The sequence below is a fragment of the Streptomyces sp. NPDC029292 genome (assembly GCF_055569295.1).
Window position 1 is genome coordinate 45,114 of sequence record NZ_JBVHXR010000024.1, and the last position, 21,339, is coordinate 66,452.

18 protein-coding genes are annotated in these 21,339 nt (G+C 71.0%); 11 read left to right on the plus strand and 7 right to left on the minus strand.

Going from position 1 to position 21,339, the window contains the following annotated elements:
• Positions 1-226 precede the first annotated feature (226 nt).
• Positions 227-1,183 (minus strand): methylmalonyl Co-A mutase-associated GTPase MeaB, encoded by a 957-nt coding sequence (meaB, locus tag ACZ4WS_RS39115; RefSeq protein WP_467987850.1) that lies wholly within the window; start codon positions 1,181-1,183, stop codon positions 227-229.
• Between the two features lie 41 nt (positions 1,184-1,224).
• Positions 1,225-2,427 (minus strand): acetyl-CoA C-acetyltransferase, encoded by a 1,203-nt coding sequence (locus tag ACZ4WS_RS39120; RefSeq protein ID WP_467987851.1) that lies wholly within the window; start codon positions 2,425-2,427, stop codon positions 1,225-1,227.
• 146 nt (positions 2,428-2,573) lie between these two features.
• Between ACZ4WS_RS39120 and mce the strand changes: the two genes are divergently transcribed.
• From mce to ACZ4WS_RS39150, 6 genes are all read left to right on the plus strand, one after another.
• Positions 2,574-3,014, plus strand: a complete 441-nt coding sequence (gene mce, locus ACZ4WS_RS39125; protein ID WP_467987852.1) for a methylmalonyl-CoA epimerase — start codon at positions 2,574-2,576, stop codon at positions 3,012-3,014.
• A 242-nt stretch (positions 3,015-3,256) separates the two neighbouring features.
• The gene (gene scy, locus ACZ4WS_RS39130; RefSeq protein ID WP_467987854.1) at positions 3,257-7,105 is read left to right on the plus strand and encodes a polarized growth protein Scy; all 3,849 of its coding nucleotides are present in this window, start codon (positions 3,257-3,259) and stop codon (positions 7,103-7,105) included.
• Between the two features lie 183 nt (positions 7,106-7,288).
• Entirely contained in the window at positions 7,289-8,224 is a 936-nt protein-coding gene (locus ACZ4WS_RS39135) for a cellulose-binding protein (protein ID WP_467987855.1), read from the plus strand.
• Positions 8,225-8,328: 104 nt separating this feature from the next.
• The gene (locus ACZ4WS_RS39140; protein WP_467987856.1) at positions 8,329-8,709 is read left to right on the plus strand and encodes a hypothetical protein; all 381 of its coding nucleotides are present in this window, start codon (positions 8,329-8,331) and stop codon (positions 8,707-8,709) included.
• A 9-nt stretch (positions 8,710-8,718) separates the two neighbouring features.
• Positions 8,719-9,675, plus strand: a complete 957-nt coding sequence (locus ACZ4WS_RS39145; protein WP_467987857.1) for an ABC transporter ATP-binding protein — start codon at positions 8,719-8,721, stop codon at positions 9,673-9,675.
• A 2-nt stretch (positions 9,676-9,677) separates the two neighbouring features.
• Positions 9,678-10,445, plus strand: coding sequence for an ABC transporter permease (locus tag ACZ4WS_RS39150; protein ID WP_467987859.1), 768 nt, complete (start codon positions 9,678-9,680; stop codon positions 10,443-10,445).
• Here ACZ4WS_RS39150 and ACZ4WS_RS39155 read toward each other — a convergent pair.
• Positions 10,426-11,445, minus strand: a complete 1,020-nt coding sequence (locus ACZ4WS_RS39155; protein ID WP_467987860.1) for a hypothetical protein — start codon at positions 11,443-11,445, stop codon at positions 10,426-10,428. The two genes, ACZ4WS_RS39150 and ACZ4WS_RS39155, sit on opposite strands and share 20 nt — an antisense overlap.
• Before the next feature lie 216 nt (positions 11,446-11,661).
• Here ACZ4WS_RS39155 and ACZ4WS_RS39160 point away from each other — a divergent pair, with 216 nt between their 5' ends.
• From ACZ4WS_RS39160 to ACZ4WS_RS39170, 3 genes are all read left to right on the plus strand, one after another.
• Complete coding sequence (locus ACZ4WS_RS39160; RefSeq protein ID WP_467987862.1) at positions 11,662-12,552, plus strand: hypothetical protein; 891 nt, start codon at positions 11,662-11,664, stop codon at positions 12,550-12,552.
• Between the two features lie 231 nt (positions 12,553-12,783).
• The gene (locus ACZ4WS_RS39165; RefSeq protein ID WP_467987863.1) at positions 12,784-14,028 is read left to right on the plus strand and encodes an ABC transporter ATP-binding protein; all 1,245 of its coding nucleotides are present in this window, start codon (positions 12,784-12,786) and stop codon (positions 14,026-14,028) included.
• Positions 14,025-14,870 carry an ABC transporter permease gene (locus ACZ4WS_RS39170; protein ID WP_467987865.1) on the plus strand — a complete coding sequence of 282 codons (846 nt, stop codon included), beginning with the start codon at positions 14,025-14,027 and terminating at the stop codon, positions 14,868-14,870. Before ACZ4WS_RS39165 ends, ACZ4WS_RS39170 begins: the two co-directional genes overlap by 4 nt.
• Before the next feature lie 5 nt (positions 14,871-14,875).
• Here ACZ4WS_RS39170 and ACZ4WS_RS39175 read toward each other — a convergent pair whose 3' ends face one another.
• On the minus strand, positions 14,876-15,208 hold the full coding sequence (locus tag ACZ4WS_RS39175) for an ATP/GTP-binding protein (RefSeq protein ID WP_467987866.1): 333 nt from the start codon (positions 15,206-15,208) through the stop codon (positions 14,876-14,878).
• Positions 15,209-15,430: 222 nt separating this feature from the next.
• Here ACZ4WS_RS39175 and ACZ4WS_RS39180 point away from each other — a divergent pair, with 222 nt between their 5' ends.
• The gene (locus tag ACZ4WS_RS39180; RefSeq protein ID WP_467987868.1) at positions 15,431-16,459 is read left to right on the plus strand and encodes an LLM class flavin-dependent oxidoreductase; all 1,029 of its coding nucleotides are present in this window, start codon (positions 15,431-15,433) and stop codon (positions 16,457-16,459) included.
• 128 nt (positions 16,460-16,587) lie between these two features.
• Here ACZ4WS_RS39180 and ACZ4WS_RS39185 read toward each other — a convergent pair whose 3' ends face one another.
• The gene (locus ACZ4WS_RS39185; RefSeq protein ID WP_165340641.1) at positions 16,588-16,980 is read right to left on the minus strand and encodes an SCO5389 family protein; all 393 of its coding nucleotides are present in this window, start codon (positions 16,978-16,980) and stop codon (positions 16,588-16,590) included.
• A gap of 354 nt (positions 16,981-17,334) precedes the next feature.
• Here ACZ4WS_RS39185 and nucS point away from each other — a divergent pair, with 354 nt between their 5' ends.
• Positions 17,335-18,006: an endonuclease NucS gene (gene nucS, locus ACZ4WS_RS39190; RefSeq protein ID WP_467987869.1), complete on the plus strand. Its 672-nt coding sequence runs from the start codon at positions 17,335-17,337 to the stop codon at positions 18,004-18,006.
• A 69-nt stretch (positions 18,007-18,075) separates the two neighbouring features.
• On the opposite strand, the gene ACZ4WS_RS39195 is transcribed toward nucS, so the two are convergent.
• Both ACZ4WS_RS39195 and ACZ4WS_RS39200 read right to left on the minus strand, forming a co-directional pair.
• Positions 18,076-20,607: a P-loop NTPase family protein gene (locus ACZ4WS_RS39195; protein WP_467987870.1), complete on the minus strand. Its 2,532-nt coding sequence runs from the start codon at positions 20,605-20,607 to the stop codon at positions 18,076-18,078.
• 236 nt (positions 20,608-20,843) lie between these two features.
• On the minus strand, positions 20,844-21,167 hold the full coding sequence (locus tag ACZ4WS_RS39200) for an STAS domain-containing protein (protein WP_362501142.1): 324 nt from the start codon (positions 21,165-21,167) through the stop codon (positions 20,844-20,846).
• Between the last annotated feature and the right edge of the window lie 172 nt (positions 21,168-21,339).

The window sequence follows — 21,339 nt, forward strand, 5'->3', positions numbered from 1 at the left end:
GACCGCAGCCGAACTGCTGCTTGCCCGTCGCGGGCCTGGGCGGGCCCTATGCCAAGAGGAGGAACATGCGGCTTAACTTAACAGCGGGCGGAGGGAGTTGACCAGCGGATTTCACCCCCGCCGCCCCGGCTGGAAATCAGCCCCTCCGGCTTTGAGGAGCAGGGGCTGGGGCGGAGCCCCAGGTCGGGACGGGTAGGGGCGGCGCGGGCGGAAAACCTCCCGGACCTCAGCCCTCCGTCAAACCCTCCACCAGCGAATCCGCCGCCCGGTAGGGATCCAACTCCCCCGCCACGATCCGCTCCGCGAGTGCGCTGAGGCGGCGGTCGCCGTGCAGGTCACCGATGCGTTGGCGCAACGCCGTGACCGCGATCGTCTCGACCTCCTGGGACGCGCGGGCAAGGCGCCGCTCGGCGAGCACCCCGTGCTCCTCCATCCACGCCCGGTGCTTCTCCAGCGCCTCGACGACCTCGTCGATGCCCTCGCCGCGCGCGGCGACCGTCTTCACGATCGGCGGGCGCCAGTCCCCCGGCCCCCGGGATTCGCCGAGGCCCAGCATGTGGTTCAGCTCCCGGGCCGTCGCGTCGGCCCCGTCCCGGTCGGCCTTGTTCACGACGTACACGTCGCCGATCTCCAGGATTCCGGCCTTGGCCGCCTGGATGCCGTCGCCCATGCCAGGGGCCAGGAGGACGACCGACGTGTCCGCCTGGGACGCGATCTCGACCTCGGACTGACCGACGCCGACCGTCTCGACGAGGATCACGTCGCAGCCCGCCGCGTCCAGGACGCGGATCGCCTGCGGCGCGGCCCACGCGAGGCCGCCCAGGTGGCCACGCGTCGCCATCGAGCGGATGTACACCCCGGGGTCCGACGCGTGCTCGGACATCCGGACGCGGTCGCCGAGCAGCGCGCCGCCGGAGAACGGCGAGGACGGGTCCACCGCCAACACCCCGACCCGCTTGCCCTGCCGCCGGTAAGCCGTCACCAGCGCCGAGGTCGAGGTCGACTTGCCGACACCCGGCGACCCGGTGAGCCCGACCACGTACGCGTTCCCCGCGAGCGGCGCCAGCGCCGCCATGACCTCACGGAGCTGTGGAGCCGCCCCCTCCACCAGGGAGATCAGCCGGGCCACGGCCCGCGGCCGTCCTTCCCTGGCCTGGGCCACCAGCGAGGAGACGTCCTGCATCACAGCTCCGTTCAGAGTCGTACTCGAAAGGACTAAAGACTTCAGGCCTTGGCTACCCGCACGATCAGCGCGTCACCCTGCCCACCGCCACCGCACAGCGCGGCCGCGCCCACGCCACCGCCCCGCCGCTTCAGCTCAAGGGCGAGGTGCAGCACGAGGCGGGCGCCGGACATCCCGATCGGGTGGCCGAGGGCAATGGCGCCACCGTTGACGTTCACCTTTTCCGTGGACACCCCGAGGTCCTTCATTGACTGCACGGCAACCGCCGCGAAGGCCTCGTTGATCTCGATCAGGTCGAGGTCCGCGACGTCCAGACCCTCCTTCTTCAGTGCGTGCAGGATCGCGTTGGAGGGCTGCGACTGCAAAGAGTTGTCCGGCCCGGCCACGTTCCCGTGCGCGCCGATCTCCGCGATCCACTCCAGGCCCAGCTCCAGCGCCTTGGCCTTGCTCATGACCACGACGGCCGCCGCGCCGTCCGAGATCTGCGACGAGGTACCGGCGGTGATGGTGCCGTCCCGGGTGAAGGCGGGGCGCAGCTTGCCGAGCGACTCGGCGGTCGTCTCGGCGCGGATGCCCTCGTCCTTGCTGAAGACGACGGCCTCGCCCTTGCGCTGCGGAATCTCCACCGGCGTGATCTCCGCCTCGAAGATGCCGTTCTTCTGGGCGGCGGCGGCCCGCTGGTGGGAGAGCGCCGCGATCTCGTCCTGCTCGGGGCGGGCGATACCCAGGCGCGTGTTGTGCTTCTCCGTGGACTCGCCCATGGCGATGTTCTCGAAGGCGTCGGTCAGACCGTCGTACGCCATGGCGTCGAGCATCTCGATCGCGCCGTACTTGTAGCCCTCTCGGGACTTCGGGAGCAGGTGGGGCGCGTTCGTCATGGACTCCTGGCCGCCCGCGACCACGACATCGAACTCACCCGCACGAATGAGCTGATCGGCGAGCGCGATGGCGTCCAGGCCCGACAGACACACCTTGTTGATGGTCAGCGCCGGGACGCTCATCGGGATGCCCGCCTTGACCGCGGCCTGGCGTGCCGGGATCTGCCCTGCCCCGGCCTGGAGCACCTGGCCCATGATCACGTACTGCACCTGGTCGCCACCGATCCCCGCACGGTCGAGGGCGGCCTTGATCGCGAAGCCACCGAGATCGGCTCCCGAGAAGGACTTCAGCGAGCCCAGCAACCGTCCCATGGGCGTCCGGGCGCCCGCGACGATCACCGAGGTACTGCTGTTCGTTCCAGACATGAGGTGCGATCCCCTTCCAGCTTGCACAGCTGAGGAGTGAACGAGGGTTTACTTGAATGTACTGAGCGGTAGGCCACCCGTCATCCGGCGCGGAGTGTGATCGCGCGCACGTTGCGTAACCGTCTCCGGAGCGCTGCACTGACTCCATGCTTACGCGAATCGACCACATCGGGATCGCCTGTTTCGACCTCGACAAGACTGTCGAGTTCTACCGTGCGACGTACGGCTTCGAAGTCTTCCACTCCGAGGTCAATGAGGAGCAGGGCGTACGAGAGGCCATGCTCAAGATCAACGAGACGTCCGACGGCGGCGCCTCCTACCTCCAGCTGCTGGAACCCACCCGTGACGACTCCACCGTCGCGAAGTGGCTGGCCAAGAACGGTGAGGGGGTTCACCACATCGCCTTCGGCACGGCGGATGTCGACGCCGAGGCCGCCGACATCAAGGAAAAGGGCGTACGAGTGCTCTACGACGAGCCCCGGCGCGGGTCCATGGGGTCCCGAATCACCTTCCTGCATCCAAAGGATTGCCATGGTGTCCTGACAGAACTGGTCACTTCGGCGGCTGTTGAGTCACCTGAGCACTGACCTCCGTATATCTGGGCCGGTAGGGTTGGGGGCGGTCGCCGCCATGATGGGGCGACCGAGGTCTCGTCGGCGACGGGACCGAGGGCCGGGGTCCAGGTTTTCGGGGGACGGGCGGGACGAGCGTCAGGGCGACAGCCCATGCTCCGCCGTTGATCTGACACCATTCCCCGGGGGCCCCGTTCGGCGGATGGACGGAGCTCGTTTGGAGAGACTTGCGACCAGGGGACGGATGGGACCGCGCAGTGCGGGGCTACGAACGCCAGGAGCGAGAGCCGGCGGCTGACGTCGACCACCTCTCTCGGTTCGAGGCCGAGATGGAACGGCTGAAGACCGAGCGGGAGAAGGCCGTCCAGCACGCCGAGGACCTCGGCTATCAGGTCGAGGTGCTGCGCGCCAAGCTGCACGAGGCGCGGCGCAGTCTGGCGACCCGTCCTGCCTACGACGGGGGCGACATCGGCTATCAGGCCGAACAGCTGCTCCGTAATGCCCAGATCCAGGCCGACCAGCTGCGCGCGGACGCCGAGCGGGAGCTCAGCCAGGCCCGCGCGCAGACGCAGCGCATCCTCCAGGAGCACGCCGAGCAGGCGGCCCGGCTCCAGGCGGAACTGCACCAGGAGGCGGTCTCCCGCCGCCAGCAACTCGACCAGGAGCTGGCCGAGCGCCGGCAGACCGTCGAGTCGCACGTCAATGAGAACGTGGCGTGGGCCGAGCAGCTGCGGGCCCGCACCGAGTCGCAGGCCCGCCGCCTCCTGGAGGAGTCGCGTGCCGAGGCCGACCAGGCGCTGGCCGCCGCCCGCGCCGAGGCCGAGCGGGTCGCCACCGAGGCCCGCCAGCGACTCACCGCCGACGCCGAGACGGCCCGCGCGGAGGCCGAGGCGCTGCTGCGCCGGGCCCGCACCGACGCCGAGCGCCTGCTGAACGCAGCGTCCACACAGGCCCAGGAGGCCACCGACCACGCCGAGCAGCTGCGCAGCTCCACGGCGACCGAGTCGGACGCGGCCCGCCGCCAGGCCACCGAGCTGAGCCGGGCCGCCGAGCAGCGCATGACGGAGGCCGAGGCGGCGCTGCGCGAGGCGCGGGCCGAGGCCGACAAGGTCGTCACCGAGGCGAAGGAGGCCGCGTCCAAGGCCCTCTCCAGCGCCGAGTCGGCGAACGAACAGCGCACGCGTACGGCGAAGGAGCAGGTCGCCCGGCTGGTCAGCGAGGCCAACCAGGAGGCCGAGACCACCAAGGCCGACGCCGAGCAGGCCGTCGCGGACGCCCAGGCCAAGGCCGAGAAGATCATCGCCGAGGCCGAGGAGAACGCCCGCAGCCTCACCGCCGAGGAGACCGCGTCCCAGCTCGCCAAGGCGGCCCGTACCGCCGAGGACGTGCTGAACAAGGCGTCCGAGGAAGCCAAGTCGACCACCAAGGCCGCCACCGAGGAGGCCGAGCGGATCCGTACCGAGGCCGAGGCCGAGGCGGACCGGCTGCGCGCCGAGGCGCACGACATCGCCGAGCAGCTCAAGGGCACGGCGAAGGACGACACCAAGGAGTACCGCGCCAAGACGGTCGAGCTGCAGGAGGAGGCGCGCCGGCTGCGCGGCGACGCCGAGCAGCTGCGCGCCGACGCGGTCGCCGAGGGCGAGCGCATCCGCGCAGAGGCGCGGCGCGAGGCCGTCCAGCAGATCGAGGAGGCGGCCAAGACCGCCGAGGAGCTGCTCGCCAAGGCGAAGGTGGACGCGGACGAGCTGCGCACGGCGGCCACGACGGACAGCGAGAAGGTCCGCACCGAGGCCATCGAGCGCGCCACGACGCTGCGCCGGCAGGCCGAGGAGACCCTGGAGCGCACCCGCGCCGAGGCCGAGCGGCACCGTGCGGAGGCCGTCGAGCAGTCCGAGGCGATCAAGGCGGACGCCGAGCGGGCCGCCGAGGCGCTGCGCGAGGAGACCGAGCGGGCCATAGAGGCTCGTCGTGCGGAGGCGGCCGAGGGGCTGACCCGGCTGCACACCGAGGCCGAGCAGCGGCTCGCCTCGGCCGAGCAGGCGCTGAGCGACGCGCGCGCGGAGGCCGAGCGGATCCGTCGCGAGGCCGCCGAGGAGACGGACCGGCTGCGCTCCGAGGCCGCCGAGCGGATCCGTACGCTTCAGGCGCAGGCCGAGGCGGAGGCCGAGCGGTTGCGCAACGAGGCCGCGGCGGACGCGTCCGCGTCGCGGGCCGAGGGCGAGAACATCGCCGTACGCCTGCGTTCGGAGGCCGCGGCGGAGGCCGAGCGGCTGAAGTCGGAGGCCCAGGACTCGGCCGACCGGGTACGGGCGGAGGCGCAGGCCGCGGCCGAGCGTCTGTCGACCGAGGGCGCCGAGACGCTGGCCGCCGCGCAGGAGGAGGCCGTACGGCGGCGCCGCGAGGCCGAGGAACTCCTCGGCTCGGCGCGCCAGGAGGCCGACCAGGAGCGCGAGCGGGCCCGCGAGCAGAGCGAGGAACTCCTCGCGTCCGCGCGCAACCGTGTCGAAGAGGCTCAGGCCGAGGCCGTACGGCTGGTCGAGGAGGCCGACCGGCGCGCGACCGAGATGGTCTCGAACGCCGAGCAGACCGCGCAGCAGGTGCGCGACTCCGTGGCCGGGCTGCACGAGCAGGCCCAGGAGGAGATCGCGGGTCTGCGCAGCGCCGCCGAGCACGCGGCGGAGCGCACGCGGACCGAGGCGCAGGAGGAGGCGGACCGGGTCCGCGCCGACGCGTACGCGGAGCGGGAGCGGGCGTCCGAGGACGCGGCGCGCGTACGGCGGGAGGCGGCCGAGGAGTCGGAGGCCGCCACGTCCCTTGCCGAGCGTACGGTTTCGGAGGCGATCGCCGAGTCCGAGCGGCTGCGCTCGGACGCCGCCGAGCACGCCCAGCGGGTCCGCACCGAGGCGTCCGACACCATCGCGAACGCCGACCAGGACGCCGCGCGCACCCGCGCGGACGCCCGTGACGACGCGAACCGGATCCGTTCGGACGCGGCCACACAGGTGGACACGCTCATCAACGAGGCACGCTCCGAGGCGGAGCGGCTGACGAACGAGACGAACGCGGAGGCCGAGCGGGTCCGGACGGAATCCGTGGCCAAGGCCGAGCAGCTGATCTCGGACGCGACCGGCGACGCGGAGCGGCTGCGCGCCGAGGCCGCCGAGACGGTGGGCTCCGCGCAGCAGCACGCCGAGCGGATCCGCAGCGAGTCTGAGCGCCTCAAGGCCGCGGCGGAGGCGGAGGCCGAGCGGCTCACGTCGTCCGCGCGCGAGGAGGCCGAGCGGACCCTGGACGAGGCACGCCAGGAGGCCAACAAGCGGCGCTCCGAGGCGGCCGAGCAGGTCGACACGCTCATCACGGAGACGGCGTCCGAGGCGGACAAACTGCTCTCCGAGGCGCAGCAGAGCGCGCAGAAGACGACGGCGGACGCCGAGTCACAGGCCGACACGATGGTGGGGGCCGCTCGCAACGAGGCCGAGCGGCTGGTCTCCGAGGCAACTGTCGAGGGCAACACCCTTGTGGAGCGGGCCCGCACCGACGCCGACGAGCTGCTGGTCGGCGCGCGCCGGGACGCGACCGCGATCAGGGAGCGCGCGGAGGAGCTGCGCGACCGCATCACGACCGAGATCGAGGAACTGCACGAGCGGGCCCGCCGCGAGTCCGCCGAGACGATGAAGACGGCGGGCGAGCGCTGCGACGCGCTCGTCAAGGCGGCCGAGGACCAGCTCGCCGAGGCCGAGGCGAAGGCGAAGGACCTGGTCTCGGAGGCGAACTCCGAGGCGAGCAAGGTGCGTATCGCCGCCGTCAGGAAGGCCGAGGGGCTCCTCAAGGAGGCCGAGCAGAAGAAGTCCTCGCTCGTCGCCGAGGCCGAGAAGATCAAGGCGGACGCCGAGCAGGAGGCGCGCCGCACGGTCGAGGAGGGCAAGCGCGAGCTCGAAGTGCTGGTCCGCCGGCGTGAGGACATCAATGCGGAGATCTCCCGTGTCCAGGACGTCCTGGAGGCGTTGGAGTCTTTCGAGGCCCCGTCCGGTAACAAGGACGGTGGAGTCAAGGCGGGCGCTGCCGCGGGCGCAACTCGTTCGGGTGGCAAGACGTCAGAGGGCTAGCCAGGAGCACCGCTTCCATGCTTTGCGGGGACCTTCGACACAGGCTCTGGCAAGCCCTCCGACAGTTAGCCACCCAAAAGGAGTGTCATTCTCCAGATCAAACACGCATCCGCTCGATGACACACCGCTTTGGCCCCTAGGATTCCCCCTATCACCTCACCGGTCTCATTCGACAGGAACCCCATGAGCGACACTTCCCCCTACGGCTTCGAGCTTGTGCGGCGTGGGTACGACCGCGCTCAGGTGGACGAACGCATTTCGAAGCTCGTCTCCGACCGTGACAGCGCTCTGGCCCGTATCACTGCTCTGGAAAAGCGCATCGAGGAACTCCACCTCGAGACGCAGAACGCCCAGGCCCAGGTGAACGACGCAGAGCCGTCGTACGCGGGTCTCGGCGCGCGCGTCGAGAAGATCCTCCGCCTCGCCGAGGAGGAGGCGAAGGACCTGCGCGAGGAGGCCCGTCGCGCTTCGGAGCAGCACCGTGAGCTCGCCGAGTCGGCGGCCCAGCAGGTGCGCAACGACGCAGAATCGTTCGCTGCGGACCGCAAGTCCAAGGCGGAGGACGAGGGCGTCCGGATCGTCGAGAAGGCCAAGAGCGACGCCTCGCAGCTGCGCCAGGAGGCGCAGAAGGACGCGCAGTCCAAGCGCGAGGAGGCGGACGCCCTCTTCGAGGAGACCCGCGCCAAGGCCGCGCAGGCCGCCGCCGACTTCGAGACGAACCTCGCCAAGCGCCGCGAGCAGTCCGAGCGCGACCTGGCCTCCCGTCAGGCCAAGGCCGAGAAGCGCCTCGCGGAGATCGAGCACCGCGCGGAGCAGCTCCGCCTGGAGGCCGAGAAGCTGCGCACGGACGCCGAGCGCCGCGCCCGCCAGACGGTGGAGACGGCCCAGCGCCAGGCCGAGGACATCGTGGCCGACGCGAACGCCAAGGCCGACCGCATCCGTTCGGAATCCGAGCGCGAGCTGGCGGCTCTGACGAACCGCCGCGACTCGATCAACGCCCAGCTGACGAACGTCCGCGAGATGCTCGCGACGCTCACGGGCGCCGCGGTGGCCGCCGCCGGCACCCCGGCCGAGGACGAGCCGATCTCGCGCGGGGTTCCGGCTCAGCAGTCCCGGTAATCGCCTGGTGACAAGCAACAGCAGAGGCCCGCACTCTCCCCCGGGGGTGCGGGCCTTTGCCGTACGTACGAAGCTGGGGGCGCCCCCGTAAGGGGCGCGGGGCGGTGAGATCAGCGGCTCCGCCGCGCGGGCGCGACCAGCCACAACGGCGCAGCACCCAGACACGGCGGACAAGCGGCAGAAACACGTCGTCGACAATCTCCACGAGCACGCTCTCCGGCAAGGGCCTCGCCCCCGCCCGGATCCCGCACGCCGGCACCACCAACCGGATCGTGCAGCAGCTCGGCGGCTCCTTCGGCACCGCCGTCCTCCCGGCGATCCTGCAACGCGGGCACGGCGGCACGGCCTTCTCGCACACCGTCCTGTGGACGATCGCGTTCACGGTCCTCGCCGTGGGCATCGCGCTCACCCTGCCCACACCGAAGCGCGAGACCGCCGAACGGCGCGAGCCCGCTCAAGTGGCAGGCCCCGAACGCCCGTCTTAGCGTGGCCGCATGATCGAGCTCGAGGGGCTGACCAAGCGGTACGGCGAGAAGGTGGCGGTCAACAACCTCACCTTCGCCGTCAGACCGGGCATCGTGACGGGCTTCCTCGGCCCCAACGGCGCCGGGAAGTCCACGACGATGCGGATGGTGCTCGGGCTCGACCGTCCCACCGCGGGCGACGTACGGATCGACGGGCAGCACTACGACCACCTCAGGGACCCGCTGAAGTACATCGGTGCCCTGCTGGACGCCAAGGCCATGCACGGGGGACGCAGCGCCTTCAGCCATCTCCTGTGCCTCGCGCAGAGCAACGGCATCCCGAGAGCTCGGGTGCACGAGGTGCTCGACACGGTGGGGCTCACCGCGGTCGCCAAGAAGAAGGCGAAGGGGTTCTCGCTCGGCATGGGCCAGCGGCTCGGCATCGCGGGCGCGCTGCTCGGCGACCCGCGGATCCTGATGTTCGACGAGCCGGTCAACGGGCTCGACCCCGAGGGCATCCACTGGATCCGCAATCTGATGAAGTCCCTGGCGGCACAGGGCCGTACGGTCTTCGTGTCCAGTCACCTGATGAGCGAGATGGCGCTGACCGCCGACCACCTCGTCGTCATCGGCCAGGGCAGACTCCTCGCCGACACCTCCATGGCCGACTTCATCCAGCAGAACTCACGGTCGTACGTCCGTATCCGCTCCCCCCAGCGCGAGCGCCTCCTCGACGTGCTGCACGGGGCCGGTATCACCGTCGTCGAGACGGGCAGCGGCATGCTCGAAGTGGACGGCGGCAAGCCGGAGCACATCGGTGAGCTGGCCGCGCAGCACCAGATCGTGCTGCATGAGCTGAGCCCCCAGCAGGCCTCCCTGGAGGAGGCGTTCATGCAGCTGACCGCGGAGTCGGTGGAGTACCACGCGCACACCGAGACGCCGCGGGCGGAAAGCTCGTCCTGGGGCGGCGACTGGAAGAGGGACTGACCATGGCGGCCACCCAGGTCCTCAAGTCCGAGTGGACCAAGATCCGTTCCGTCGCGTCCACGGTCTGGACGCTGAGTCTCGCCGCGGTCGTCACCGTCGCCCTCGGCATCCTGATCTCGCTCCTGTCCAGGAACGAGTGGGACAAGATGAACACGAGGGACCGGTTCTCCTTCGACTCGACGTACATCAGCTTCGCGGGCATGAGTCTCGGCCAGCTCGCGATGATCGTGTTCGGGGTGCTCGTCGTGGGCAACGAGTACAGCACCGGCATGATCCGCACCTCGCTCGCCGCGGTCCCGCAGCGCGGCATGTTCCTCTTCAGCAAGATCGCGGTGGCGACGGGCCTGGCCTTCGTGGTCGGCATCATCACCAGCTTCGTCGCCTTCTTCCTGGGACAGGCGATGCTCGGCCCGCACAAGGTGTCGATCGGCGACCCCGGTGTACTGCGCGCGGTGATCGGCGGCGGGCTCTACATGACGCTCATCGCGGTCTTCTCGATGGGCGTCGCGACGATGCTGCGCAGCCCGATGCTCTCGCTCGGCATCCTGATGCCGTTCTTCTTCCTGATCTCCAACATCCTCGGCGCCGTCTCCGCGACCAAGAAGGTCGCCCGCTATCTGCCCGACCAGGCCGGCAGCAGGATCCTGCGGGTGGTGACCCCGATCGACGACACTCCGTACGGGCCGTGGGGCGGCCTCGCGATCATGGTGCTGTGGGTGGTGGCGGCGCTCGTCTTGGGCTACGCCCTGCTCAAGAAGCGGGACGCGTGAGGTCACCGTCGTCGGGAGAAGCGGGACGCGTGAGGTCGCCGTCGTCGGGCGGCTGCCCTTGGAGCAGCCCGTCGAAGTCCGTCCAGCCCTCCCACCGCCAGACGTCCTTGTCCAGGTCGGGCTGGAGCGGCACGAAGCGGCCGAGCTCGAAGTCGCCGCCCTCCAGGTCGAACCAGCGCTCGTCGGCGACCTCGGTGCCCAGCCCCACGGTGCGGGCCGTCAGCCGCACGAGCAGCTTCACGCCGTACGACCCGGACAGGTCCTTGCCCTGGATGCGCCGGAACGGCAGCCCGTCCACCGGCGCCTCGACCGGTATCCACACGGTGAAGGGCGCCCCGCGCTCGACCGCGAGCCAGTACCTCTCGTCGGCGGGCTCCCCCTTGGCGTCCAGGACCTTCAGCCACTGCTTGTAGATGACCAGGCTGCCGTCGTGCGGGGAGCGCTCCAGGTAGCGCAGATGGGCGCGGGCCCGCAGATCGACGACCGAGAGATTGTCGAAGCGGTTGTAGAAGCGGACGGCGATGATCGCGTCGTCGCTGTTCGCGTGCAGCCGCGAGTAGCCGGGGAAGTCCGCGGTCCAGGCGTGCGAGATGCTGGCCCGCTGCCGCCAGACGAACGGCCGCAGCGCGAACATCTTGATCAGGACGATGCCGAGGAGCACCGCCGGGACCAGGGAGCCGGTCACCGACGCGACCGTGGCGAGCAACTGGTGCGCGGTGCTGTCCGGCTCGGGTTCGAGATTGTCCGTGCCGACGCAGGCGCGCAGCACGGTGAGGCTGAGGTCGAAGAGCCGCTCCTCGTTCGAGAACCGCTCGGCCATCGACCGCGCCGAGTGCTCGGTCAGAGTCCACGCGGTCGCGATGACGAGGGAGAGCCCGGCCAGCGCGCCGAGCGTCATCAGGAGCAGGGCGTGGACGGTGCGTCCGGCGATCCACCAGCGAACGGACGTACGGAAGCGCGGATGCGTCCGGCGCCGCCCCGGCTGTCTCGGCCGTCTCACTAAACCCAACTCGCCACCCCCGTAACCGACTTCGCCCCCACTCGTACAATGGGACGGCATGATTCCCGGTGTCCGTTCCAGCCAACCCCGCCAAAGCGGGGAGACCAGGCCCCGCCCCGGGTAGACCTCGCGTGGAAGGCTTGAGGGGTGTCTTGCGGACCAGGCACAGGACACCCTCCACCCGTATCGCGCGACCACCCCCCGAAGGGCGTCACCGTGACGACGAAGGACCGAAGCCTCGAGGCGCTGGGCCTGGACGACGTGCCCGCGAAGAAGCCGCTCACCTATCCCGGCCGTCCCACCACCGAGCCGTCCCTGCTGACCGGCGGCGAGCTGCTCCAGCTCGACGTACGGCCGCTGCGGCTCGGCGAGTGGTACGTGGAGGAACAGCAGGAGCAGCAGCGGCTCGACGAGGCGCTGGCCGAGCTCGGCCAGGTCGCCACCGGGCGCCGCCATCCCGTCATCGCCGTCGGCTCGAACGCCTCCCCCGGCCAGGTCGCCCACAAGCTGACCCGGCTCGGCATCCCGGCGACCGTGCCGATGGTGCCGGTGCGCGTGCACGGCATCGGCGTCGGCTGCTCGGGGCACATCAGCCCCGCGGGGTACGTGGCGGGGACGCCGTACGTCGACCGGGGTGCCGCCACCACGCTCGTGGTGACCTGGCTGGACTCGACACAGCTGAAGGCGGTCGACGACACCGAGTTCCCCGACTACCGGCGGGCGATACTCCCGGGCGACGCGTTCGAGATGACGATGCCGTCCGGGGAGCGGCTCGGCGGCGCGTACATCTACTTCAGCGCGCACGGCGTCCTCGCCGACCCCGCCACCGGACAACCGCGCCCCGGCAGCCGCGACCAGTCCGCGCTGCTCGCCGCGCTGCTCGCCGCCTCCCCCCGGCTGCGCGAGCTGCTCGGACCCGATCCGGCGAGCTGGGTGCGGCGCGCCGGGGCCGACCGGTCGCTGCGCGAGCGGGGCACGCTGGTCTTCGGTGAGGAGGGCTGGGTACTGCCGCAGACGGACTTCCTGCCGTACGTCGACGAATCGGCCGAGCTGCGGCTGTACGACGACCTGCCGCCACTGGACGATTCACTTCCGCATCGGGCGTGATCCTTCCGTATGTGGCCTGATCCTTCCGTTTCGCGCCCGGGGATTCCCTTTTTCCGCATCTGAGGATTCCGTTTCACGTCTGACCAGGCACGACACGTACCTGACAAGACGGCCCGTGTGACCTGCGCAGTTTTACTCTCTCTTGAGTGGAACCGTCAGCGCACCGATATCCTCCTAACCCTTACGGGGGCGTGCGCCCCGACGTCCTGAACCTTTCGATGGGTGCGGAGCATGATCGAGGCAGTCGGCCTGACGAAGCGCTACGGCGCCAAGACGGCCGTGTACAACCTTTCCTTCCAGGTGCGGCCGGGCGCCGTCACCGGTTTCCTCGGGCCCAACGGCTCGGGCAAGTCGACGACGATGCGGATGATTCTCGGCCTCGACAACCCCAGCGCCGGGCAGGTGACGATCGGCGGCTTCCCGTACCGCAAGCTGCCGAACGCGCCCCGCCAGGTCGGCGCGCTCCTCGACGCCAAGGCCGTGCACGGTGGCCGGCACGCCCGCAACCACCTCCTCTGCCTCGCCCAGCTGTCCGGCATCCCGGCCCGCCGCGTGGACGAGGTGCTCGGCGTCGTCGGCCTCCAGGACGTGGCCAGGAAGCGCTCCAAGGGCTTCTCGCTCGGCATGGGCCAGCGGCTCGGCATCGCCGCCGCGCTGCTCGGCGACCCCCAGGTGCTGCTCTTCGACGAGCCGGTCAACGGCCTCGACCCCGAGGGCATCCTCTGGGTCCGCAACCTCATGAAGTCCCTCGCCGCGGAGGGCCGTACGGTCTTCGTGTCGAGTCACCTGATGAGCGAAATGGCGCTGACCGCCGACCACTTGATCGTGATCGGGCGCGGCCAGCTGCTCGCCGACATGAACATCAAGGACTTCATCTCGCACAACTCGGCCGACTTCGCCCGGGTCCGCACCCCGGACACCGAGCCGCAGCAGCGCGAGAAGCTGACGGCCGCGCTGACCGAGGCCGGCGGCCAGGTGCTGCCCGAGCAGGACGGCGCGCTGCGCGTCACCGGTCTGCCGCTGCCCCGCATCAGCGACCTCGCGCACTCCGCCGACGTACGCCTGTGGGAGCTGTCGCCGCACCAGGCCTCGCTGGAGGAGGCGTACATGCGGATGACGCAGGGCGCCGTCGACTACCGCTCGACGATCGACCAGAAGGCCGGACTCCAGCAGGAGTTGCCGCCGGGCGCCATGCCGCCGCCGCAGCTGGCGGTGGCCGGTCAGGGCCAGCCCGGCTGGTACGCACCGCCGCCGCCGCAGCAGGGCGGGCAGCCGTTCGCGATGCCGCAGGGACAGCCGCAGACGGGGCCGTACGGCGCTCCGGGCGCCCCTGGCGCGGGTCAGCCGGGTCCGTACGGCGCCCCGGCCGCCAACCCGTACGCCCAGGCACCCCAGGCCCCCGCACAGCCGCACGCGGCCCCCGCCGCAGCGCCCGCCGCCGCCCCCGACCTGACCAAGCCCGAGGACGCCCGATGAGCACGCCCCAGCCCCCGATGCCGCAGCACACCGCCGCTGCCCCCAACTGGCAGGCGGCGCCCGGCACTTCGTACACCTCGCCGATCCCGGTCACCCGCACCCACCTCGGTCACGCGCTCACCTCCGAGTGGACGAAGATCAAGTCGGTGCGCTCCACGATGTGGACGCTCGGCATCTTCCTGCTCCTGGTCATAGGCATCGGCTTCCTGGTCGCCGCCCAGACCCAGGACTCCGACTTCGGCGACGTCCCGTACACGGTCCCGGCCTTCTTCGGGCTGATCCTCGGACAGATCTGCCTGATCACGCTGGGCGTCCTGGTCGTCTCGTCCGAGTACGGCACGGGCATGATCCGTACGACCTTCACGGCCTCACCGCAGCGCCACCGGGTGCTCTCCGCGAAGCTGATCATCTTCTTCGGCGTGGCATTCGTCGTGTCGGCCTTCTCCATCGGCCTCGTCGGCCTGATCACCTCGGGGATGCACAGCAGCCCGAACGAGATCCCGTGGGGCGGCACGGTGCTCAAGGGCGCGCTGTACGTCTCGCTGCTCGGCGTCCTCGCGCTCGCGGTGGGCTCGATGCTGCGGCACTCGGCGGGCGCGATCACCACGATGCTCGGTGTCGTGCTGGTGCCCGCGATCATGCCCGCGTTCCTGATGATGTCCGAGAGCATGCGCACGATCGGCGAGAAGATGCAGGAGTACAACGCTCCCAACGCCCTCGCCAGGATTTTCGAGTTGGACAGCGAGAGCGGCCACGGCGGCCCGCAGCTCGGCCTGCTCGCCGGAGTCACGGCGGCGGCGATCGCCGGTGCGTTCGTGCTCCTGGAACGGCGGGACGTGTAGCCCGCTCAGAACCTCGGCGCGTTACGGGACCGCTGCACCCTCGAGGTGCGGCGGTCCTTCGCGTTCCAGCAGGCCTTGTGCCAGTGGCGGCGGTCGTCGACGCCCGAGTGCTCCGGCCAGGCCACCACGTGCGGAACGCCGGAGGGGATCATCTGGTCGCAGCCGGGACAGCGGTAGGTCTTGCCCTCGGCGCTCGCGCCCGCCACATGGCGCACGCTCCACTCCTCGCCCTGCCAGCTCTCCGTGGACTGCCAACCGCCATAACGGTCGGACCGGTCCTCGTCCGCGCTGTGACCGGACGAGCCGGCGCCCTTCGGACGGTTGCGACGCGGGGACACAGGACACCTCACGGAGCTATACAGGAAGCAGGGGCCGTGTCCAGCCTACGCGGCACGCACAGGGGTACGCGTACCCCACCAACCCCCACAGATCCCCCACCGGCCGGCCCATTCCGCCGACAATCCGGAAATCTCTCCGCCAGGCCGTGTCTTCGGCACGTGTCACGCGGTTATGCCGGATGGGGGGAGCTTCGTGTCGGAGCCAAGGAGGCAGGAAGTGCGATGCGCGTAGGAAGTTTTGTACTGGCGGCCCAGTTCCCGGGACAAGGCCAGGGGGAGGCCCTGCACCGCGCGGTGCGGTCGGCCGAGGTCGCCGAGGAAGCGGGACTCGACGCGGTCTGGCTGGGCGAACACCACTTCGTGCCGTACGGGACGTGCCCGTCAGCCGTCACGCTCGCCGCACTCCTGCTCGGCCGCACCCGCCGGATCCGGGTCGGCACCGCGGTCAGTGTGCTGCCCACCGTCCACCCCGTGGCGCTCGGCGAGCAGGCCGCGCTGCTGCATCTGACCTCCGGCGGGCGGTTCTCGCTGGGTGTCGGGCGCGGCGGCCCCTGGGTCGACCTGGAGGTCTTCGGCTCGGGACTGGAGGCGTACGAGGAGGCGTTCCCGGAATCACTCGATCTGCTGGTGCGCTGGCTGCGCGAGCCGTCCGTCGAAGGCACCTCGGAAAGGTTCAGTTTCCGTGAAGTCCCCGTCGTCCCCAGGCCGTCGGAGGCGTTGAGCGGCGCCCCGGGGCCCGAGGTCGTCGTCGCCTGCACCTCACCGGCGAGCGTGCGGCTCGCGGCCGAGCGCGGACTGCCGATGCTCCTCGGGATGCATGTCGGTGACGAGGAGAAGGCCGAAATCGTCGCGCTGTGGCGGCAGTACGCGCGCGCGGCGGGACGCCCGGCGGACGAGATCTTCGGGGCGGCCCATGTGTCGGCCGGCGTCTGCCAGATCGCGGACCGTCGCACCGACGCCGCCGAGACGCTCCTCAAAGCGATGCCAGGTTGGCTGAAGCAGGGGCTGGACGCCCACGTCACGGTCGACGGCCGCCCCCGCGCGATGCGCGACCCCCTGGCGTACACCGAACTGCTCTGCGGGCTGCACCCGGTGGGCACCCCGCGGCTGTGCGCCGACCGGCTCGCCGCGACCTCTGAGCGGACCGGCATCGCACGCTTCGCCCTGCTCGTCGAGGGCTCGGGGGACCTGGCGGCGACGGAGGAGAATGTCCGACGGCTCGGTGCCGAGGTGCTGCCACAGCTCAGGTGACCGGGTCCCGCCGGGCCAACGGGCCCAGGGCCTGTCCGGCGGATCATGCCGGAGACGCGGGGAGCTTGCCGCCCCAGTACAAATGCACCTCCCGCGTACGGAGCGGCAAGCAGTGCTGCGTCATCGCGTCAGCAGTCCCGGAACTCCGGCGACTGGTTCAGCAGCTGACTGCGGACCGAGGTGAAGCGTGCCAGCGTGTCGTCCACTGAGGCGTCCAGCGGGAACACCGCCACCCGGTGGCAGTTCTGAAAGGCCAGCCGCACTCCGAAGTGCCGCTGCAGCGCGCCGCGTATCGCGTCACTCGCCAGCGCACGCAGCAGCTGGCCACGTGCCTGCTCGTCCGGCGGAGGCGTCTGGTTGTCGGCGAAGTTGCCGCCGTCCACCTTCAGCTGGGCCACCAGGGAGCTGATCATCTCCCATGCGTAGGGCAGGGAGGTCCGGACGCAGTCGACGAATTCAGCTTCGTCGACCTCGCCTCGCTCGGCCTGTTCGAGTAGGGCCGGTGAGACGTCGAGCGACATGGGTTCTCCTCTCGCACCCCCAGACCTCGGGGGTTGCCGGACAGGTAAAGGGAATTCGCGATATCGAACACGCTGGGTACACGCATCGCGACCTCCCGTTTATACGGTAAGCAACGGGCGGTGACGGCACCAGGAGAATGCGCACATAGCGAACACCCACTAGGCCCACAATCAGCCACGACCGAACACGGGACTTCCAGGAAGAAAGGGGCGGGGCCGAAGGGCCCTCCGTTGAGGGGGGTGACGGGAGACGAGGGACAAAAGGTGTGAACCGCAGGTTCTCCGTCAGGGTGGTGGTGGGTGACGGGTGGGAGAATCGCGTGCACCACCGCCCGTCGAGTAGCGTTGCCGACCATGCGTCTCGTCATTGCCCGCTGTTCCGTGGACTACGCGGGCCGGCTCACCGCCCACCTCCCGTCGGCCCCCCGTCTCATCCTCGTGAAGGCGGACGGCAGCGTCTCGATCCACGCGGACGACCGGGCCTACAAGCCCCTCAACTGGATGTCGCCGCCCTGCACGCTGAAGGAGGGTTCCGGGGACGAAGAGGGCGTCTGGACCGTCATCAACAAGGCGGGCGAGAAGCTCATCATCACGATGGAGGAGATCCTCCACGACTCCTCGCACGAACTCGGCGTGGATCCCGGCCTGATCAAGGACGGCGTGGAAGCACACCTTCAGGAGCTCCTCGCGGACCGCATCGAGACGCTCGGCGAGGGCTACACGCTCATCCGCCGCGAGTACATGACGGCCATCGGCCCCGTCGACATCCTGTGCCGCGACGCCGAGGGCCAGACCGTCGCCATCGAGATCAAGCGGCGCGGCGAGATCGACGGCGTGGAGCAACTCACCCGCTATCTCGAGCTGTTGAACCGCGACCCGCACCTCGCGCCGGTCCGCGGCGTCTTCGCCGCCCAGGAGATCAAGCCGCAGGCCCGCGTCCTCGCCACCGACCGCGGCATCGGCTGCACCGTCCTGGACTACGACGCGCTGCGCGGCATCGAGGACGACAAGCTGCGGCTGTTCTGACCGCGGGTACGACTACCGAAGAGGGCCGGGTCCGATGACGGACCCGGCCCTCTCGCTGTCTCGGTACGGTCAGATCAGCGCGCCGCTCGGCGACCCGGCGGAGGTGCTGCCCGCCGGGGCACTGGTGGCGCTGCTCTCGGGTGCGCTGGCCGTCGTGCTCGCCGGGGCGCTGGAGGCGGGGCCACTGGCGGAGTCCGACGTGGACGGCGTCGTCGACGGGGTGGGCGAATCCGAGGGTGTCGAGGTGTCGGAGGGCGTCGGCGACGTCGAGGTGGTCGGCGGCTTCGACGTCGACGACGGCGGCTTGGTCGTCGCCGACTTCGACGGCGACGTGGACGGCGACTTCGACGGCGTACCCGAAGTCTTCGTCCCACTCGGATCGTCGGACGGCTCCCCGCTGCCCGTGCTCGTCGGCGTCGGGTCGTCCGACGTCCCGTACGTGCCGTCCGGACCCGGATCCGTGGGCGTCGCCACGGCACCCGTGTCGGAGTCGCCGCCCTTCTTCGCCTTGTCCGCGCCCAGGCTGTCGTCCTCGCTGCCCTGGCTGGCCGACGGGTTGACGCCGACCTTCTCGGACGGGGTGTCGCTGTTGTTGTTCGAGGTCGCGCCGAGCGTCACCACGGTGCCGAGCACCGCGACGAGGAGCGCGCCCGCGCCCGCGGCCACCAGGTTGCGCCGGGTACCGCTCACCAAGCGGCCCGCGACGCCCGCGCGCTTCGGTGCGGCGCGGCCCGGCTCGGCCGCCCGGTGGGTGACCAGCGTCGAGGGCTCGCCGGGCGGCTGGGGCAGCGTGAAAGCGGCCGGTACGCCACCGGGGGGCGACGCCGACTCCTCGTACCGCGCGTCGGGCACCTCCTCGCCCGCGGTGGACCCGAGGCCCGGTGTGTCGCCGGAGCGGTCCGCGACCAGGGCCAGGGCGCGGCGGCCGGCGGTGGTGCCGCGCTTGTCGGCGAGGGCGCCGCGCAGCCCGATGGAGGCCTCCAGCTCGGCGCGGGCCCGGTCCAGCTGGCCGCCGCAGAGCGCGAGGATGCCCAACTCGTGGTGGAAGTAGGCCTGATCCCCGACCTCGCCGGCGAGCCGGGAGGCTTCGGCACCGGCGCGCAGCGTGCGCTCCCAGGCGCTCCAGTGCAGGCCGCCGGCGAACGCGGGCGCGGCCGTGCGGGCCAGCCGCACGGCGGTGTTCTCGTCCTGCTCGTCGAGCGGGGCGGTGGTGAGCGGGACCAGCACGGTGAGCGCGGCGAGGACGGCGTCGGCCTCGGCGCAGACCCGCTCGGGGGTGACCGAGGGGTGCCCGGCCCACCAGGTGTAGTGCTGGGCGGCGGTCAGCGCGCGGTCCTCGGCGCCGGCCGTGTATCCGGCGGCCTCCAGCTGGGCCTGCACACCGGCCGCGAGCCGGTAGTGGGAGCCGACCGGGGAGACCAGCGCGCAGCCCGCCAGTTCGGCGAGCGCGGCGTCGGCGTGGGTGTCCCCCACGAGCGCGGGCAGATGCGCCTGGTGCGGCACCTCGCCGCCCAGGGCGACCGCGAACCGCAGGGTGGCGCGGGCCGACTCGCTGAGCCGGGACGCGAGCAGCGAGGCGGGGGCGGCACCTTCGGCGATCGAGGGCAGCGGTACGTCGCGCCCTTCCTCGGCGTCGAAGGGCGCGTCCACGGGCGCGTCCTCGAAGTTCCCGAACAGGTCGAAGGCGTTCGGGTCGGCGCGCAGCTGGTCGCGCTGCCGCAGCAGCGCCCCGGCCTGTACGAAGCGCAGCGGAAGGCCTTCGGACTCGAACCAGAGGTCGCCCGCCCAGTTCGACTCCTCCTCGGTCAGGACGCGCCCGACGGACCGCTCCAGGAGTTCGAGGCCGCCGCTGCGGTCGAGTCCGCCCAGGAACACCTCTTCGAGGAGGGAGTCGGCGGACGGCGCGGCGACGTCGGGCGTCGCGGCGATCAGGAAGGCGCACTCGGGAGTGGCGTCGAGCAGCTCGTCGAGCGCTGCACCGCCGAACTCCACGTCGTCGAGGACGACGACCGCACCGATCTGGTGGACGAGCCCGCGCAGTTCGTCCCGTTCCGGCCGGTGCAGGGGCGCCTGGTAGACCGCGGCGAACAGGTCGTACAGGAGGTCGCTCGCCGTGCGCCGGTACCCGGAGAGGCGGACCACGCCGTCGGGCGCGAGGTCCACGCAGTCGTCGGCGACGGCGTCGAGCAGGCTGGTGCGGCCCGAGCCGGCGGGCCCGGTGAGCCGTACGGAGCGCCCGCGCGCGAGGAGGCGTACGAGCCGCTCGCGCTCCTCCTGGCGCTCCAGGAGCGGCAGCCTGGGCTGCGGCACTCCCGGCGGGACGGGCGGCTGGGCCGCGCGGGCCAGCTCGGCGCGCTCGACGGCGCCGAACTTCGCGGGCGGCCGCGGCCGCTCGTGCGGCGGGCAGTTCTCCACCTCGCTGCCGTCAACAGGATTGACGGTGAGCAGGAACTCGCCCGAGACGAGCTGAACCGTGCGGGCGAGTGCCGGTGCGTGCTGGCCGAAGTCGGGCGTGAGCGGATCGCGCGGCGGGCGCGAGCGAGGCGCCTGGCCGTCGTCGTCATGGCCGTACTCTTCGGGTCCCGGGTTGTTCGGGTCCATGTTCCAAGCCCCCCAAAAGCGTCGTGTGCCGAGCCCCTCCCGGCCTTGCTGCACACCGCGCTGTCGCTTCTGGTCCGGTGCCCGCTCGTAGGGTTTCAGTCGGCGGGCAGCCGAACCCTAAACCTTCGCACAGTATCTACGAACCGCCGGGGTACCGCGCCGTCCGAGACGTCACAGCTTCGTGAGGATTGTGCGCGAGATGCGTTTCGTACGCCGATCCTGCCTGCTGGGCCGATTCACACCCGAGGCAGTGATTCGACCCCGATGCCGCCCTCGATCGCCAGGATCCGGTGCAGCCGGGTGGCGACCAGCAGACGCTGCATCTGCGGTGGTACGCCGCGCAGCACCAGCCTTCGGCCGCACCGCCCGGCCCGTCGGTGGGCCCCCATGATGACACCGAGCCCGGTGGCGTCCCAGGAGTCCAGATCGGACAGGTCGAGCACCAGGTCGCCGACTCCGTCGTCGACGGCCGAGTGCAGGACCGTACGGGCGTCCGCCGCGCTGCGTACGTCGAGGCGGCCCCCGACGACCAGCTCGGCGTGGTCGCCCCTGATGTACATATGCGCTCCCCGAGAGTGCGTGTACTCCGCGTCTGTCTCTGTCTTGTGCACCGTCTGACTGCCTGAAGGGTGCAGAGGTTGCCGTCTGTAAGCGAACCGATACCGAATTCACCTCATGGGGTGACACCCCAGAGGCTCGTGCGGTTTCAGTGGTGGGTGGTGCTCGATGTGT